Source organism: Rubrivivax benzoatilyticus JA2 = ATCC BAA-35, assembly GCF_000190375.1.
Lineage (GTDB): Bacteria > Pseudomonadota > Gammaproteobacteria > Burkholderiales > Burkholderiaceae_C > Rubrivivax > Rubrivivax benzoatilyticus.
Map to the genome: position 1 here is coordinate 39,812 of NZ_AEWG01000083.1, position 15,136 is coordinate 54,947.

At 72.5% G+C, this 15,136-nt stretch carries 14 protein-coding genes, 1 tRNA gene and 1 pseudogene; 10 read left to right on the forward strand and 6 right to left on the reverse strand.

The features are described 5' to 3' along the window. Positions 1 to 9: 9 nt before the first annotated feature. The gene (locus RBXJA2T_RS10320; RefSeq protein WP_009857305.1) at positions 10 to 510 is read right to left on the reverse strand and encodes a tetratricopeptide repeat protein; all 501 of its coding nucleotides are present in this window, start codon (positions 508 to 510) and stop codon (positions 10 to 12) included. A gap of 93 nt (positions 511 to 603) precedes the next feature. On the opposite strand from RBXJA2T_RS10320, the pseudogene cysS reads away from it, so the two are divergent. The 8 genes and pseudogenes from cysS to RBXJA2T_RS10360 all read left to right on the forward strand — a co-directional run. After that, a pseudogene (cysS, locus tag RBXJA2T_RS10325) lies at positions 604 to 1,725 on the forward strand (cysteine--tRNA ligase); the annotation flags it as partial. Continuing rightward, positions 1,617 to 2,639 (forward strand): DNA-3-methyladenine glycosylase family protein, encoded by a 1,023-nt coding sequence (locus tag RBXJA2T_RS21070; protein WP_510648206.1) that lies wholly within the window; start codon positions 1,617 to 1,619, stop codon positions 2,637 to 2,639. The pseudogene cysS and the gene RBXJA2T_RS21070, both read left to right, overlap by 109 nt. A 167-nt stretch (positions 2,640 to 2,806) precedes the next feature. Beyond that, positions 2,807 to 3,778 carry an acetyl-CoA carboxylase carboxyltransferase subunit alpha gene (locus RBXJA2T_RS10335; protein WP_009857308.1) on the forward strand — a complete coding sequence of 324 codons (972 nt, stop codon included), beginning with the start codon at positions 2,807 to 2,809 and terminating at the stop codon, positions 3,776 to 3,778. A gap of 2 nt (positions 3,779 to 3,780) precedes the next feature. Then, entirely contained in the window at positions 3,781 to 5,070 is a 1,290-nt protein-coding gene (gene tilS / locus RBXJA2T_RS10340; RefSeq protein WP_009857309.1) for a tRNA lysidine(34) synthetase TilS, read from the forward strand. Positions 5,071 to 5,145: 75 nt separating this feature from the next. Beyond that, entirely contained in the window at positions 5,146 to 6,420 is a 1,275-nt protein-coding gene (locus RBXJA2T_RS10345; RefSeq protein WP_009857310.1) for an aspartate kinase, read from the forward strand. Between the two features lie 40 nt (positions 6,421 to 6,460). After that, a tRNA-Ser gene (locus tag RBXJA2T_RS10350) sits at positions 6,461 to 6,553 on the forward strand. A 168-nt stretch (positions 6,554 to 6,721) separates the two neighbouring features. Further along, positions 6,722 to 6,973, forward strand: a complete 252-nt coding sequence (locus RBXJA2T_RS10355) for a type II toxin-antitoxin system ParD family antitoxin (RefSeq protein WP_009857311.1) — start codon at positions 6,722 to 6,724, stop codon at positions 6,971 to 6,973. Beyond that, the gene (locus tag RBXJA2T_RS10360; RefSeq protein ID WP_029718464.1) at positions 6,970 to 7,287 is read left to right on the forward strand and encodes a type II toxin-antitoxin system RelE/ParE family toxin; all 318 of its coding nucleotides are present in this window, start codon (positions 6,970 to 6,972) and stop codon (positions 7,285 to 7,287) included. Before RBXJA2T_RS10355 ends, RBXJA2T_RS10360 begins: the two co-directional genes overlap by 4 nt. Positions 7,288 to 7,498: 211 nt before the next feature. Here RBXJA2T_RS10360 and RBXJA2T_RS10365 read toward each other — a convergent pair whose 3' ends face one another. From RBXJA2T_RS10365 to RBXJA2T_RS10385, 5 genes are all read right to left on the reverse strand, one after another. After that, entirely contained in the window at positions 7,499 to 8,461 is a 963-nt protein-coding gene (locus tag RBXJA2T_RS10365; RefSeq protein WP_009857313.1) for a universal stress protein, read from the reverse strand. Between the two features lie 303 nt (positions 8,462 to 8,764). Beyond that, a complete protein-coding gene (locus tag RBXJA2T_RS10370) occupies positions 8,765 to 9,388 on the reverse strand; it encodes a hypothetical protein (RefSeq protein WP_009857314.1) in 624 nt (207 codons plus the stop codon). Then, on the reverse strand, positions 9,385 to 10,257 hold the full coding sequence (locus tag RBXJA2T_RS10375) for a hypothetical protein (RefSeq protein ID WP_009857315.1): 873 nt from the start codon (positions 10,255 to 10,257) through the stop codon (positions 9,385 to 9,387). The genes RBXJA2T_RS10370 and RBXJA2T_RS10375 overlap by 4 nt, the downstream gene beginning before the upstream one ends. Positions 10,258 to 10,670: 413 nt before the next feature. Beyond that, on the reverse strand, positions 10,671 to 13,409 hold the full coding sequence (locus tag RBXJA2T_RS10380; protein WP_009857316.1) for a phosphoenolpyruvate carboxylase: 2,739 nt from the start codon (positions 13,407 to 13,409) through the stop codon (positions 10,671 to 10,673). 74 nt (positions 13,410 to 13,483) lie between these two features. Further along, a complete protein-coding gene (locus RBXJA2T_RS10385; RefSeq protein WP_138938844.1) occupies positions 13,484 to 13,837 on the reverse strand; it encodes a FlxA-like family protein in 354 nt (117 codons plus the stop codon). A gap of 182 nt (positions 13,838 to 14,019) precedes the next feature. On the opposite strand from RBXJA2T_RS10385, the gene RBXJA2T_RS10390 reads away from it, so the two are divergent. Together RBXJA2T_RS10390 and RBXJA2T_RS10395 are read left to right on the forward strand one after the other, a co-directional pair. After that, entirely contained in the window at positions 14,020 to 14,505 is a 486-nt protein-coding gene (locus tag RBXJA2T_RS10390) for a hypothetical protein (RefSeq protein ID WP_009857318.1), read from the forward strand. 291 nt (positions 14,506 to 14,796) lie between these two features. Next, a partial coding sequence (locus RBXJA2T_RS10395) for a hypothetical protein (protein WP_009857319.1) occupies positions 14,797 to 15,136 on the forward strand: 340 nt, incomplete at its 3' end.

Genomic DNA, 15,136 nt, shown 5'->3' on the forward strand with positions numbered 1-15,136 from the left:
GGCCCGGGATCAGCGGGGGGTCGCCGCCAGTTCGCGGGCGATGCGGATGCGCTGCGCGAGCCCCGGGTCGCCCGGCGACGCGGCGTCGGCCGCCTCCCAGGACTGCAGGGCCAGACGCAGCAGCACGTCGCCGAGGTTGCGGCGCGCGAGGCGGTGCGACGGGTCGTTGCGCAGCGCGGTCTCGAGCGCGACGCGTGCCTCGTCCAGCCGCCCGGCGCGGGCATGCAGCAGGCCCAGGTTGTTGTAGGGCTCGGGCAGTTCCGGGTAGTCCTGGGTCATGCGCTCGAAGGCCTCGAGCGCCTGGGCGTCGCGCCCCAGGTCCATCAGCGCGACGGCGCGCGTGAAGCGCAGCGCCGCGTCGTTCGGGCGCTGGGCCAGCGCCGTCTCGGCGCGCGCCAGCGCCGCCTCGGGCTGGCCGCCTTGAAGCAGCCGCTGGGCCTCGCTCGACTCGTCGGCGTGCGCGAGGGCGGCGGCGCTCAGCGCGAGCGCGGCGATCAGGACACGAAGCATCGGCGGCAGGGGGGTCTGGAGGGCAGGCCGCGAAGGTCGGCCCGCTATACTGAAAGATTGTATCGGCGCGCCCCACCGAAGAATTCCGACTGCATGACGCTCCGCCTCCACAACACCCTGACGCGCCGCCTCGAGACCTTCGTTCCCCTCGAGCCCGGCCGTGTGCGCATGTACGTGTGCGGCATCACGGTGTACGACCTGTGCCACATGGGGCACGCGCGGATGAACCTGGCGTTCGACGTCGTCTACCGCTGGCTGAAGGCCAGCGGCTACGAGGTCACCTACGTCCGCAACATCACCGACATCGACGACAAGATCATCCGCCGCGCGCTCGAGCGCGGCGTCGGCATCCGCGCGCTGACCGACGAGATGGTCGCGGCGATGCATCGCGACTTTGCCGCGCTCGGCCTGGAGCCGCCGACGCACGAGCCGCGCGCCACCGAGTTCGTGCCGCAGATGCTCGACATCATCGGCCGGCTCGAGCGCAACGGCCTGGCCTACCGCGCTGAAGACGGCGACGTGAACTTCGCCGTGCGGCGTTTCCCCGGCTACGGCAAGCTCTCGGGCAAGTCGCTCGACGAGCTGCGGGCCGGCGAGCGTGTTGCGGTGGCCGGTGGCAAGGAAGACCCGCTGGACTTCGTGCTCTGGAAGTCGGCCAAGCCCGAGGAGCCGGCCGAAGCGAAGTGGGACAGCCCCTTCGGCGCCGGGCGCCCGGGCTGGCACATCGAGTGCTCGGCGATGAGCTGCGCGCTGCTGGGCGAGCGTTTCGACCTGCACGGCGGCGGCATGGACCTGCAGTTCCCGCACCACGAGAACGAGATCGCGCAGAGCGAGGGCGCCTTCGGTCATCCGTTCGTCAACTACTGGCTGCACAACGGCTTCCTCAACGTCGACAACGAGAAGATGTCCAAGAGCCTGGGCAACTTCTTCACCATCGCCGACGTGCTGAAGAAGTTCGACGGCGAGACGGTGCGTTTCTTCATGCTGCGCACGCACTACCGCAGCCCGTTCAACTTCGCCGACTCGCTGCTCGACGAGGCGCGCGCCGCGCTGCGCCGTCTCTACACCGCGCTGGACGGTGCCGACGCCGTGGCCTGCGAGGTCGACTGGAGCGACCCGCGCGCCGCTGCCTTCAAGGCGGCGATGGACGACGACTTCAACACGCCGGGGGCGCTGGCCGTGCTGTTCGAGCTGGCCAACGAGTTCAACCGCAGCCGCGACGCGGCGATGGCCCGGCTGCTCGTGTCGCTGGGCGCCGTGCTCGGCATCCTGCAGCAGGCGCCGCGCGCCTTCCTGCAGGCCGGTACCGGTGTCGACGATGCCGAGATCGCGCGCCAGATCGAGGCGCGTGCCACGGCCAAGCGCGAGCGCCGCTTCGCCGATGCCGACCGCATCCGTGCCGAACTCGCTGCGCAGGGCGTCGAGCTGAAGGACACGCCTCAGGGCACGACCTGGGTGAGGGCCTGATCCGGATGTCGCCTCGCGATCAGATCCTTGCCGTCACGCCGGCTTATTGGGACGACGCCTGCCGCCACCTGTCGCGCCGCGACCGGGTGATGAAGAAGCTGATCCCGCGTTTCGGCGAGGCCCGGCTGGAAAGCCGCGGCGACGCCTTCACGACGCTGGCGCGTTCGATCGTTGGCCAGCAGATCTCGGTGAAGGCCGCGCAGTCGGTGTGGAACAAGTTCTCCGCGCTCGTGGACGGCCCGGCGACGCACCTCGCGCCGCAGGCCGTCAACACGCTGGACCCGCTGACGATGCGTGCCGCCGGGCTGTCGGCGCGCAAGACCGAGTACCTGCTCGACCTGGCGCGCCACTTCGTCGACGGCACGGTGCACGTCGCCGACTGGCAGCAGATGGACGACGAGGCGATCATCGCCGAGCTCGTCGCGATCCGCGGCATCGGCCGCTGGACGGCCGAGATGTTCCTGATCTTCCACCTGATGCGTCCGAACGTCCTGCCGCTGGACGACCTCGGCCTGCTGAAGGGCATCAGCCTCAACTACTTCAGCGGCGAGCCGGTGTCGCGTGCCGAGGCGCGCGAGGTCGGCGAGGCGTGGGCGCCGTACCGCTCGGTGGCCACTTGGTATATTTGGCGGAGCCTGGATCCGCTCCCAGTAAGTTACTAGGTCCCCCCCGTAGCGCCTTCGGCGCTGCCTTGCAGTCCGCGCCGGGCCGGTGGCCCGGCTCCTCGCCAGGCACAATTCGTCCGCCGGACGAGTCGTGTCCGGGCTCGGCCCCCAGGGGGCTGCGCAAGCGGCAGCTTGATGGGATCGTCAGACCGCGAGATCAACGCATGAGCAAACGCCATTTCCTCGAGTTCGAGCAGCCGATCGCCGAGCTGGAATCCAAGATCGACGAGCTGCGCTTCGTGCAGAACGAGTCCGCGGTCGACATCTCGGAGGAGATCGACCGTCTGGCCGACAAGAGCGTGCAGCTCACGAAGGAGATCTACTCCAGCCTGACGCCGTGGCAGGTCACGCAGATCGCGCGCCATCCGCAGCGGCCGTACACGCTGGACTACGTCGCCGAGATCTTCACCGACTTCCAGGAACTGCACGGCGACCGCCACTACGCCGACGACCAGTCGATCGTCGGCGGCATGGCGCGCTTCAACGGCAACGCCTGCATGGTCATCGGCCACCAGAAGGGCCGCGACACCAAGGAGCGCACCGCGCGCAACTTCGGCATGTCGCGCCCCGAGGGCTACCGCAAGGCGCTGCGCCTGATGCAGCTGGCCGAGAAGTTCGGCCTGCCGGTCTTCACCTTCGTCGACACGCCGGGCGCCTACCCGGGCATCGGTGCCGAGGAGCGCAACCAGTCCGAGGCCATCGGCCGCAACATCTTCGAGATGGCGCGCCTGGAGGTGCCGATCATCACGACGATCATCGGCGAAGGCGGCTCCGGCGGCGCGCTGGCGATCAGCGTCGCCGACCAGGTGCTGATGCTGCAGTACTCGGTGTACTCGGTGATCTCGCCCGAAGGCTGCGCCTCCATCCTCTGGAAGACCGCCGAACGCGCCTCCGACGCCGCCGAGGCGCTGGGCATCACCGCCCACCGCCTGAAGGCGCTGGGCCTGGTCGACAAGATCGTCAACGAGCCGGTCGGTGGCGCGCACCGCGATCCGAAGTGGATGGCGGCGCAGCTCAAGCGCGGCCTCAACGACGCGCTGCGCCAGGTCGTCGACCTGAAGCCGAAGGAGCTGCTGGACCGCCGCTACGAGCGCCTGCAGTCCTACGGCCGCTTCAGCGACACCAAGGAGCGCTGACCTTGCCCGCCGCGGTGGCGGTGGCCGCCAGCGGCGGCCGCGACTCCACCGCGCTGCTGCACGCCACGGCCCGCGCCGCGCGTGAACTCGGCCTCGAGGTGCATGCACTGCACGTGCACCACGGCCTCGTCGCTTCTGCCGACATCTGGCTCGCCCAGTTGCGTGCGCAGTGCGCGCGCTGGGCACGTTCCGGTCTGCCGCTGCACTTCCATGCGACGCGCCTGGCCGGTGCCCCGGCGCGCGGCGAAAGCGTCGAGGCCTGGGCACGGCGCGAGCGTTACGCCGCGCTGGCGGCGATGGCCCAGGCCGCCGGCTGCGATCTGGTGCTGCTGGCCCAGCACCGCCGCGACCAGGCCGAGACGCTGCTGCTGCAGGCGCTGCGCGGCGGCGGTGCCGAGGCGCTGGCGGCGATGCCGCGCCGCGCCGAGCGCGACGGTCTCGTCTGGGCGCGTCCCTGGCTGGACCGTCCGCGCGAGGAGATCGAGGCCTATCTGCGCCGCCACCGGCTGCGCTGGCTCGACGACGAAAGCAATGACGACGAGGCCTTCGCGCGCAACCGTCTGCGCCGCCAGGTCTGGCCGGCGCTGCTGGCGGCTTTCCCCGAGGCCGAGCAGCAGCTCGCCGCGTCGGCCCGCCGCGCCGCAGAAGCGGCCGCGGCGCTGAAGGTGCTGGCCGACATCGAGCTCTCCGCGCTGGCTGAAGACGACGGCCCGCTGGACGTCGCTGGCTGGCGCGGGCTGCCCGAGACGCACCGCGCGCCGGTGCTGCGCCGCTGGCTGCAGTCGGTGCTCGCCCGGCCGGTGCCCGAGTCGCTGGTGCGGCGCCTGGCCGACGAACTGCCGGCCGCGGCCAGCGCGCGCTGGCCGGCGCCCGGCGGCGAGCTGCGGCTGCACGACGCGCGGCTGGTGTATGTGCCACCGCAGGCGGCCGAGGCCGTGGCGCCCGAGTCCGTGGCGCTGGACCTGTCGTCGCCGCGTTTCGTCGAGCTGCCGTCCTGGGGCGGCGTGCTCGAGGTGAAGGCCGTCGCCGAGGGCGGCGTCTCGCCGTCGTGGCTGCGCGCCGCCGAGTTGCGAGCACGCCAGGGCGGCGAGTCCTTCCAGGCCGCGCCGCGTGCGACGCCACGCGCGCTGAAGAAGCAGTTCCAGGCCCGGCGCGTCGCCGCCTGGGACCGCGCCGGGCCGCTGGTCTTCAGCGGCGAGCAACTCGTCTTCGTGCCCGGCCTGGGCATCGACGCACGTTGCCGCGCCGCGGCCGGCGAGGCGCAGCTGGCGCTGTTCTGGCGGCCGGCCTGAATCCGGCGTCATCTTCCCGCAAGGGAAGGACCGCGCGGCCCGCTAAAATCACGGGTTTTCGCTCGTTACCGATCCATGGGACTGATCGTTCACAAATACGGCGGCACGTCGATGGGCTCGACCGAGCGCATCCGCAACGTCGCCAAGCGCGTGGCCAAGTGGGCCCGCGCCGGCCACCAGATGATCGTCGTGCCGTCCGCGATGAGCGGCGAGACGAACCGCCTGCTGGGCCTGGCCAGGGAACTGCAACCGGCCACGATGACGCCCGAGGCGCTGCGTGAGCTCGACGCCATCGCCGCCACCGGCGAACAGGTCTCGGTCGGCCTGCTGGCGCTGGCGCTGCAGGCCGAGGGCCTGCCGGCGGTCAGCTACTCGGGCTGGCAGGTGCCGGTGCACACCGACACCGCCTACACCAAGGCGCGCATCAGCAGCATCGAGGACGAGCGCGTGCGCGCCGATCTCGCCGCCGGCAAGGTGGTCATCATCACCGGCTTCCAGGGCATCGACGACCTGGGCAACGTGACGACGCTGGGCCGCGGCGGCAGCGACACCTCGGCGGTGGCCGTGGCCGCGGCGCTGAAGGCCGACGAGTGCCTGATCTACACCGACGTCGACGGCGTCTACACCACCGACCCGCGCATCGTGCCCGAGGCGCGCCGCCTGGCGACCATCAGCTTCGAGGAAATGCTCGAGATGGCCAGCCTCGGCTCCAAGGTGCTGCAGATCCGCTCGGTCGAGTTCGCCGGCAAGTACCGCGTGCCGCTGCGCGTGCTGTCCAGCTTCACGCCCTGGGACATCGACATCGCCGAAGAAGCCCGCTCGGGAACGCTGATCACTTTCGAGGAAGACGAGAAGATGGAACAAGCCGTCGTGTCCGGCATCGCGTTCACGCGCGACGAGGCCAAGATCACCGTGATGGGCGTGCCCGACAAGCCCGGCATCGCCTACCAGATCCTCGGCCCGGTGGCCGACGCCAACATCGACATCGACGTCATCATCCAGAACGTCTCGCACGACGGGAAGACCGACTTCTCGTTCACCGTCAACCGCGGCGACTACCCGCGCGCGATGGACCTGCTGAAGAACCAGGTCGCCCCGGCCACCGGCGCGGCCGAGGTCATCGGCGACCCGAAGATCTGCAAGGTGTCGATCGTCGGCATCGGCATGCGCAGCCATGTCGGCGTCGCCAGCTCGATGTTCCGTGCCCTGTCCGAAGAGGGCATCAACATCATGATGATCAGCACCAGCGAGATCAAGACGAGCGTCGTGATCGCCGAGAAGTACATGGAACTGGCGGTGCGCGCGCTGCACAAGGCCTTCGATCTCGACCAGCCTGCAGAGGGTGCTTAAAAAATCTTGAAAAGTGCGGCTAGAATGCCGCCTCTTCGCCGGAGTCGTGACCGAGTGGCCGAAGGTGCTCCCCTGCTAAGGGAGTATGTGGGCAAAACCTGCATCGAGGGTTCGAATCCCTCCGACTCCGCCAAGCGAACAAACGCAGCCTGAACAAGGCTGCAACGAGAAAGCCGCCAAGTCGCAAGACCTGGCGGCTTTTTTCTTTCCCGCGAGCTTGTTGCGGATGCCGTGGCGCCCCTCGCATCAGGCGCAAGGTCACCGTGTTGACAACTATTGATAGTGCGCCGACGATGCGTCCATGAGCAGCAACACCATGAGCTTCGCTCTGCCGGAAGCGATGCGGCAGTACGTGGATCAGCGCGTGCGCTCGGGGCAGTTCGGCAACACGAGCGAGTACCTGCGGGAGCTGATCCGCCGCGACCAGGAGGAGCAGGCCAAGAAGCGGCTGCGTGAACTGATCGAGGAAGGTCTGAGCTCCGGGCGCGGCGAGGTGTTGACCGCAGAGCGGGCGCTCGAGTTGCGGCGTCGAGCGCTGGGTGACTCGCGTTGAAGCCCGCGAGGCTTCGTCCGCGCGCGGAGCTTGATCTTGTCGAGGTGGCCGGGCACTACGCTCGGGAAGGCGGCCGCGCTCGCGGCGAGCGCGTCTTCGACGCGGCACTGGAGGCACTCGTTCCGATCCAGCGGATGCCGGGGCTGGGGTCGCCGCGCCTGGGCCTGCTGTGCGAGATCCCGGAGCTCCGTTCGTGGCGGGCGGCCGGATTTCCGCTGCAGTGGCTCTACCTCGAGGCCGAGGACCACGTCGACGTCGTTCGCCTGCTCGGCGACCGGCAAGACATCATCGCGATACTGGGCGGCGACGGCTGAACGCCTGGACAGGGACGGTCGGGCCGTGCGTGTGGGGACGCCCGGCGGGAGCGGCCAAGAACCTCGAAAAGTCACTTGCCGGCATCGTCATTCGGCTCTCTCCGACTCCGCCAAACGACCGAGCGTCGCCTGATCAAGGCCGCAAAGAGAAAGCCGCCAAGTCGCGAGACCTGGCGGCCTTTTTCCTGGCGGCGCGCCGCCGGCCGGATTGCTAACGGCTGATCTGCGCGTCTTCCGTCAGCGGCGAGCCGACCGGCACGACGAGCACGTCGTGCGGCGAGGCGCGCAGCACGCTGCGCGTGACGCTGCCCAGCAGCGCGTCCAGCCACGGCGCCTCGGTCGAGCGGCCCACCACCACCAGCATGCCGCCCTCGGCCGGGCGGCGCACGAGGATCTCGGCGGCGACGTCGTCGCCCAGCGCCAGCATCACGCGCAGGCGATCGGTCTGCGGCTGCAGCGTGTCGGCGACACGCTGCAGCTGCGCGGCGCGGCGCCGCAGGTCCAGCTCCAGCCAGCGCAGCCCGTCCTCGCCGTGGCGCAGCTTGCCCGGCCGCCACTGGCGCAGCACGTGCAGCAGCGCCAGCTCGCCGTCGCCGGCCAGCGCGGCGGCCCAGCGCGCCACGCGCTCGGGCTCGGCCTGCAGGTCGACGGCGGCCAGCGCCTGCCGGTACGGCAGCCCGCAGGGCTCGTTGACGACCAGCAGCGGCACCGGCAGCACGCCGGCCAGCCGCACGGCCGGGTTGGGCCGCCAGAACGACGCCAGGCCGTCGGAGCGCCGGTTGGCCGTCACGACGAGGTCGGTACCGTCCAGCTGGCCCAGCACCTCTCGCAGCCCGTGCATCGGCGTGTCGCCGAGTTCGACCGGGACCTGGCTGCGCCGTGCCGCGCGGCGGGCCATGCGGCTCAGGCGGGCCCGCAGCAGGCCGTCGGAGATGTCGCCGCGGGCGGCCCAGCCCAGCAGCCGCAGCCTCGCGCCGTGCGCCGCGGCGAGGCCGGCGGCACGCTGCAGCGCGGTCTCGGATGCCTCGGACAGCTCGCCGAGCACGGTGATCGAGCGCAGCGCGACCGGCCAGCGTGCGCCGGCGGCGGCAGTAACGGGTTCCGGGCCCGGGGACGGGGCACGGGCGAAGTCGAGCGCGCTGGCGCGGCGCTCGGCGATATCGGCGGATGGCATCGGCGACTCCCTCGACGGCGCGGCCGGCGGACCGCGGGACGCACGGTCCGGCCCGGCGATAGAGGTGTGCTGAAGCTGAGGTGGAGGGCTATCGCCGGGCCCGGGGAAGTGCTGCCGGGGTCCAGGGCTCCCGGACGCGGCACCTGCGCGCCGTCGGGGCGCCACGCTCCGCGGAACCGCGCGCAGTGGCGGCGGCGAAGGCGGGGCGGGCAGGCGAGACCATGGCGCCAGTATCGGCCGAGGGGGCGCGCGCGGGCAACGCATGCCCGCGCGCCGCGTGCCGGATTGGCGCCGCCACCGGCTTCATTCCGGCGGGTGCAGCAGGCCGGCCTCGGCGGCCAGCCGGGCCTCGTCCCAGCCGCGGCCCAGCAGCAGCATGCGGGTGTGCAGCTCGTCGTGCAGCGCCGGGTCGACACGCTCGCCCAGCGCACGCAGCTCGCGGTCGCGCAGCTGCACGTAGCGCAACGGGTAGTGCCGCGCCAGATGCCGCCACAGCGCGTGCGCACCGGCCGACTGGCGGGCGCCGGTGATCAGGCAGCAGCCCGCGTCCAGGCTGCGGCGATAGACCGCGGTCGCCAGACCGCGGCGGCGGTAGCCGGCGCGGTACTTGGAGTGCGGCGCACGCAGATGGCGGTCGGCGCGTGTGTCCAGCTCGATCAGGCGGTTGAACACCGTGTAGCCGGCCAGCCGCTGGCGCACGACGTCCTCGACGTAGACGTAGAGCTCGCCGTCGGCCTCGCGCCAGTGCAGGCGGAAGCCCGGCTGTGCCGCCGGCTCGCTGGCGATGCCGTTCAGCGTGTCGCCGGGCCGGCGCAGGCGGCGCTGCAGCGTGTCGAGCTCCTGCTCCAGCCGGGCCTCGTCGGGGTCGACGTCGATGCGCAGCTCCAGCCGCGGCCAAGGCGGCCAGACGGCCAAGGCGGCGCTCATGCGCCCTCCGCCGCCGGCAACCAGGCACCGCTGCGCAGCTCGCCGGGCCGGGTGCGCGAGACCACGCGCCCGCAGGACGACCACGCTTCGCGGCGCACGCTGGAGCCGGCGTGCACGCCGTAGCCGTCGCCGCTGCGCACCTCGCCGCCGGCGACCAGGCTCTCGCCGGCGCGGATCGCGCCCTCGGCGACGATGTCGCCGCCGGCCACCACGCCCCAGCCGGCGTCCAGGTGCACGCCGCTGCGCACGTCGCCCGCGGCCTGCACGCCGTGGCCGACCTTCAGCCCTTCGCCGCAGACGACGTGGCCGCCGGCGCGCAGGCTCTTGCCGCAGTCGGCGTGGCCGCCGACCTCCAGGTCGCCGGCGACGACCAGCGTGCCGCCGACCGTCAGCGCGCCGACGCAGCCCAGGTCGCCCTGCACACGCAGGTCGCCGCGGCAGACCAGGCTGCCGTGGGCCTCGACGCTCCAGCCGGCGACGACGTCGCCGCCGCAGCGCAGCCGCTCGGCCTGCAGGCCGCCGCCGCAGCGCAGGTCGGCGTCGACGACGAGCAGCGTGCCGGCGCGCACGCCGCCGCCGGCGCTCAGCGAGCCGCCGACACGCAGCACGGTGTCGACGTCGACGCCGTGGCGCACCTGCAGCGAGCCGGGGAAGGCGAAGGCCGGGGCCGACAGCTCGTCGAGCACGCGCACCGTGTCGACCGGGCCGAAGCGGTCGATCAGCCAGCAGGCGTCGTCGACGCGGCCGTCGTCGACCAGCGCGTCGATGACCTTCAGGTATTCGGCGGCGCTGGTGAAGCGCCGGGCGAACCAGCGGTAGCCGCTGGCGCAGGAACGTTTGGCCCGCAGGGCCGTCGTGGAGATCTCCATCTGCACAACCTCGTGTCGAGGCACGCGGCGGCGCCGCGTGCGAACGGGGGGAGGTCGGGAGGCGGCCCCGGCGCACGCGGGCGTGCGGAGGCTGTTGGCGGGCGCCATGCGCCCCTCGACCTGCGGTCTCGATGCAGGGCAGGGCCCTGCCGGCCCGCCGTGCGTGGACTTCAGGCCTGGACGGTGGGCCGAAGTCCGCGCACGGCCGCGGAGGGCACGGCCGGAGATCCGTAGGAGCGCAGCGCCGCCAGCGCGCGGCCGACGCGCATCGCGCCCGGCGCCAGGCCCACGAGCGCACCGGCCGGGAGGCAGGCACGGCACGGGCGGCGGTTGGGGGTGGCGGAAGGCATCGGAGGGGCGCGGGCGCTGTTGGCCCCGCCATTATCGGCCCTGCGCGCCGCCGGCGCCCCGCGTCAGCCGGTCGACCCCAGCCCGCCGGCGATCGCGTTGACCGTCAGCAGCAGCTGCGGCGCCAGCGTCGCGGCCTCGGCCGGGTCGCGCTCGCGCGCGGCGCGCCAGCGGCGCAGCAGCGCGAGCTGCTGGCGGTGCAGCACACGCAGCCCTTCGGCGCGCACCTGCACCATGGCGTGGATGTTGGGCCGCCGCTCGGCCAGCGGCGCGCCGTACAGGCGCTCGAGCAGGCGGCCGGTGCGCTCGTGCTCGCCGACGATGGTCCTCATCATCGTCTCGCGCAGCGCCGCGTCGTCGACCAGCGCCGCGTACCAGCCCATCACCTCGCGGTCGGTGGTCGCCAGGCTGGTGGCGGCGTTGCTCAGCACGTAGTGCAGCGGCGCCCAGGCGACGAGCTCACGCTCCAGCGCCGCGAAGGCCGCCGGGTCCTCGGCGAGCAGCCGCTCCAGCGCGCTGCCCACGCCGTACCAGCCCGGCAGCAGGAAACGCGACTGGTTCCAGCTGAACACCCAGGGGATGGCGCGCAGGTCGGCCAGCGTCGCCTGGCCGCTGCGCCGCGACGGCCGCGAGCCGATGCGGCTCTCCTCCAGCGCGTCCACCGGCGTGGCCTGGCGGAAGAAGGCGAGGAAGCCCTCGGCGCCGACGAGCGCCCGGTAGCTGTCGCGGCTCCAGGCGGCCAGCCGGTCCATCGTCGCCTCCAGCGGGTGCGCACCTGGCGGCGCGTGGCGGTCCAGCAGCAGGCTGCGCGCCGTGCCGGCCAGCAGCAGCTCATGGTGGTAGGCCGCGGTCACGCCGTCGGCATACTTCTGGGCGATGACCTCGCCCTGTTCGGTCAGGCGCAGGTCACCGCCCAGCGCGCCGGCGGGCATGGCCTTCAGGAAGCGGTGCGTCGGGCCGGCGCCGCGGCTGATCGTGCCGCCGCGGCCGTGGAAGAAGCGGATGCGCACGCCGCGCTGCCGTCCGACCTCGCTCATCGCCGCCTGCGCGCGGTACAGCGCCCAGAAGCTGGCCAGCAGGCCGCCGTCCTTGTTGCTGTCGCTGTAGCCGACCATCACCTGCTGCACCGGCTGCGGCTCGCCGGCCTGGCGCTGCTGCAGCGCCAGGCTGCGCCGCGTGACCGGGTGGTCCAGCAGCTCGCCGAGGATCGCCGGGCTGCGCTGCAGGTCCTCGATGGTCTCGAACAGCGGCACCACCGGGATCGGGCAGGCCGGGCCCTCGGGCGTGTCGACGAGCAGGCCGACCTCGCGCGCGAACAGGTGCAGCACCAGCAGGTCGGCGGTGCTGCGCGTCATGCTGACGATCAGCGCGCCGATGCCGGCCGGGCCGTGGGCCCGGAACTCCTCGTCCAGCACGCGGTAGCAGTCGAGCACGGCGTCGGCCTCGGCGCCGAGGCCGGCACCGCTGCGCGCCCGCGTGAACGGCCGCGGCGACGCCAGCTCCGCGTCCAGCAGCGCGCGCCGCCGCGTCTCGTCCCAGTCGACCACCCGGTGCTCGGCGAACCCGGCGGCGGCCAGCAGCTGGCCCAGCGCCAGGTCGTGGAAGCGGCTGTTCTGGCGCACGTCCAGCGTCGCGAGGTGAAAGCCGAAGGTCGCCAGCACGCGCCGCAGCGGCGCCACCGCCTGCTCGGCGATGCGCCGCGCGCCGAGCGCGTGCAGCGAGTCCTCGAGCAGCGCCAGGTCGGCGTCGAGTTCGGCCGGGCCGGCGTAACCGGCGCCGCCGGCCGGCAGCCGCGCCAGCATCAGGTTCACCCACTGGCGCCAGGGTTCGTTGGGGTTGCGCTTCAGCGCCGCGGCGCCCGCCTCGCCGAGCGCTGCGGCGGTGGCCTCGACGCGGGCCAGCAGCGCGGCCGGCGGCGCCTGCAGGCGGTCGGACAGGCTCAGCCGGCGCACCAGCGCCTGCAACTGCTCGCGCAGCAGGTCCAGCGCCTGGGCGCGCAGCTCGGCGAAGCTCGTGCGCGTGACCTCGGCCGTGACCAGCGGATGGCCGTCGCGGTCGCCGCCCACCCAGGTGCCGTAGACGAAACGCGGCAGCGCGCCGACGTCGCCCAGCAGCGCCGGGGCCAGCCCGGCGTCATGCCAGGCCTGGCGCAGGCGCAGGTCGGTCTGCGGCTGCACCGCCGGGAACACCGAGCGCAGGTAGTGCAGGACGTTGCGGCGCTCGGAGGCCAGGTCGGGCTTCTCCAGGAAGATCTCGCCGGTGCGCCACAAGGTCATCAGCAGCGCCAGGATCTGCTCGCGGATCGCGGCCTGCTCCGGCGGCGTCCAGCCCGGCCGGGCGCGCTGCTCCAGCAGCCTGTCCAGCGTGCGGTGGTGTTCCAGCACGGTGGCGCGCTTGGCCTCGGTCGGGTGGGCGGTCAGCACGATCTCCACACGCAGCTCGCGCAGCGCCGCGGCGATCGCCGGTGCCGGCACGCCGCGGTCGCGCAGCTGCGCCAGCGTGTCGCCCCACAGTGCCGGCAGCGCGGCCAGCCCGCGTTCGCATTCGACGCCGCGCCGGAAACGTGCCGCCGCACGCTGCTCCACCATGCCCAGCAGCTGGAAGGCGATCGACAGCGCCTGCACCAGGCGTTCGGCGGGCAGGTCCTCGGGCACCGCCGCCGCGGCCTCGTCCGCCCAGGGCAGCGCCTGCGCCAGCGCCGGTTCGCCGGCCTCGTGCAGCACCTCGCGCAGCCCGGCCATCACGTAGCGAAGCTCTTCGGCGAAGGCCGCGGGATCGATCGTCAGCTGGCTGTTCAGGCTCATCGGGCGTCCTTGTCCGCAACTCGGTGCCGCCGAGTATGCGGGCCGCCCGTCGAGGGGATTTGCCGTGTGCCCGGTCAGGCCACCGCGATCAGCGACGAGGTGGCGGTGCTGCTGCCGGGCCGTGCCGCCGCGGCGGCGTCTTCGGTGCCCGGGACGCGGGCCTGCCCGTCGCCGCGGCCCTGCGCCTGGCGTCGTTGCGCCTGCTCGGCCTGCTGGCGGTACAGCTCGGCGAGCTGCGCCTGCACGGCCTCGATGCGCGCCTGCAGCAGCTCGCTCTGCTTCTGCTTGTCCTTGGCCGGCAGCTCCGAGTGCACGACCTCCTGCTGCTGCTTGGACAGCGTCGTGATCTGCTTGAGCAGCGCCTGGATGCGCGACTTCAGCGAGGCATCGGAACTGCCGCTGCCGGCGCTGGCGGTCACCGTGGACATCTGGACGTTCATCATGTCCTCCCTGGGGCCTGGCTCTCGCTGCCATTCGTCATGCCCGGTGATCGGCCTTCAGGCGCCGGAACTGAAATCGCGCCACAGGCTGCCGCTGTCACGATTTGACACGAATCGCCGGGAATACTCGCGCCACGGGCTGCTCTCCGCCGGTCCGCCTGCCCCACGCCATGGAACGCAAAGGCCGCCGCTGGCGCAAGACCGATTTGTCGCGCCGTTTGTTGAACGACCGCGCCGCCATGCCGCCGGCCTGGCGCATGTGGCTGATCACCGTCGACGGCCGGCGCAGCGAAACCGAGCTGCTGACCCTGGCCGCCGGCCTGGGCCTGGACGGCTGCGCGTTGATCGAACGCCTGGCCGCCGACGGCTGGATCGCCGACGCCGCGCCTGCCGCGCCGCCGCCGGCCGACACCACGCCCGCGCGCCGGCGCCTGGCCGCGGCGCGCATGTTCGCCATCGACCTGGCGGCGCGCATGCTGGCCGGGCGCGACGCCGAGCTGCGTGAATCCTGGCGCGAGGTGCAGGACGAAGCCTCGTTCGAGCGCTGGCTGGGCGACTGCGCCGGGCGCATCGCCGAAGCCGCCGGGCAGGACCGTGCGGCGCTTTTCGTGCAGCGCGTCGAAGGCGTGCTGGCCGAACCCGAGGTCGTTGCCTGAATCTCCTCGCAGATTTTCATGGCAATTTCATGACGATATCTTGAAGGTTTCTTTTGGTGCCCTTCATGTCGCCTGAACATGACTCTTTGATGACCTCCGGGGCGATATTTCAGCTGTTTTCTTGAGTTTCGCTGATTAACTTCCTAGGGGTTTTCGCCGATATTCCTGGCGTTTTCCCGACGACCGGCCGCGCGGCCGGCTGCCATGACCTCGTTTCCTGATTCCGTCGTCCCGTCCACGCGCGGCCCGCGAGCCCCGACATCGTCGACCGGTGGCCTCTGGTCTCCCGGCATGCGGCTGTTCGGCCCGCTGCGCCTGCGTGCCAAGGCCGCCGTCATCTGCGCCGTGCTGCTGGCGCCGGCATTCGTCACCGGCGCTGCGCTGGTGCGCGCCGGGCTCGAACAGGCGCAGGCCGCCCAGGCCGAACGCGATGCGCTGGCTGTCGCCACGCAGTTGCTGCCGCTGGCCGAGGCGGTGCAGACGCTGCAAGGCGCCGCGCGTGCCGTGGCGGCCGGCCACGAGGCCGCGGCGGCCGACTATCGCCAGGCGCTGGCGCAGGCGCGCGGCGCGGCTGCGGCGCTCGGCGACACGCCCGCGGCGCCGTCGCTGGGCAAGCTGCGTGGCCGGCTCG

Coding starts and splice junctions, on each gene's coding strand:
- RBXJA2T_RS10320 (WP_009857305.1), bottom strand. CDS start 510: ATGCTTCGTGTCCTGATCGCCGCGCTCGCGCTGAGCGCCGCCGCCCTC.
- RBXJA2T_RS10335 (WP_009857308.1), top strand. CDS start 2,807: ATGAGCAAACGCCATTTCCTCGAGTTCGAGCAGCCGATCGCCGAGCTG.
- RBXJA2T_RS10345 (WP_009857310.1), top strand. CDS start 5,146: ATGGGACTGATCGTTCACAAATACGGCGGCACGTCGATGGGCTCGACC.
- RBXJA2T_RS10355 (WP_009857311.1), top strand. CDS start 6,722: ATGAGCAGCAACACCATGAGCTTCGCTCTGCCGGAAGCGATGCGGCAG.
- RBXJA2T_RS10365 (WP_009857313.1), bottom strand. CDS start 8,461: ATGCCATCCGCCGATATCGCCGAGCGCCGCGCCAGCGCGCTCGACTTC.
- RBXJA2T_RS10370 (WP_009857314.1), bottom strand. CDS start 9,388: ATGAGCGCCGCCTTGGCCGTCTGGCCGCCTTGGCCGCGGCTGGAGCTG.
- RBXJA2T_RS10375 (WP_009857315.1), bottom strand. CDS start 10,257: ATGGAGATCTCCACGACGGCCCTGCGGGCCAAACGTTCCTGCGCCAGC.
- RBXJA2T_RS10380 (WP_009857316.1), bottom strand. CDS start 13,409: ATGAGCCTGAACAGCCAGCTGACGATCGATCCCGCGGCCTTCGCCGAA.
- RBXJA2T_RS10385 (WP_138938844.1), bottom strand. CDS start 13,837: ATGTCCACGGTGACCGCCAGCGCCGGCAGCGGCAGTTCCGATGCCTCG.
- RBXJA2T_RS10390 (WP_009857318.1), top strand. CDS start 14,020: ATGGAACGCAAAGGCCGCCGCTGGCGCAAGACCGATTTGTCGCGCCGT.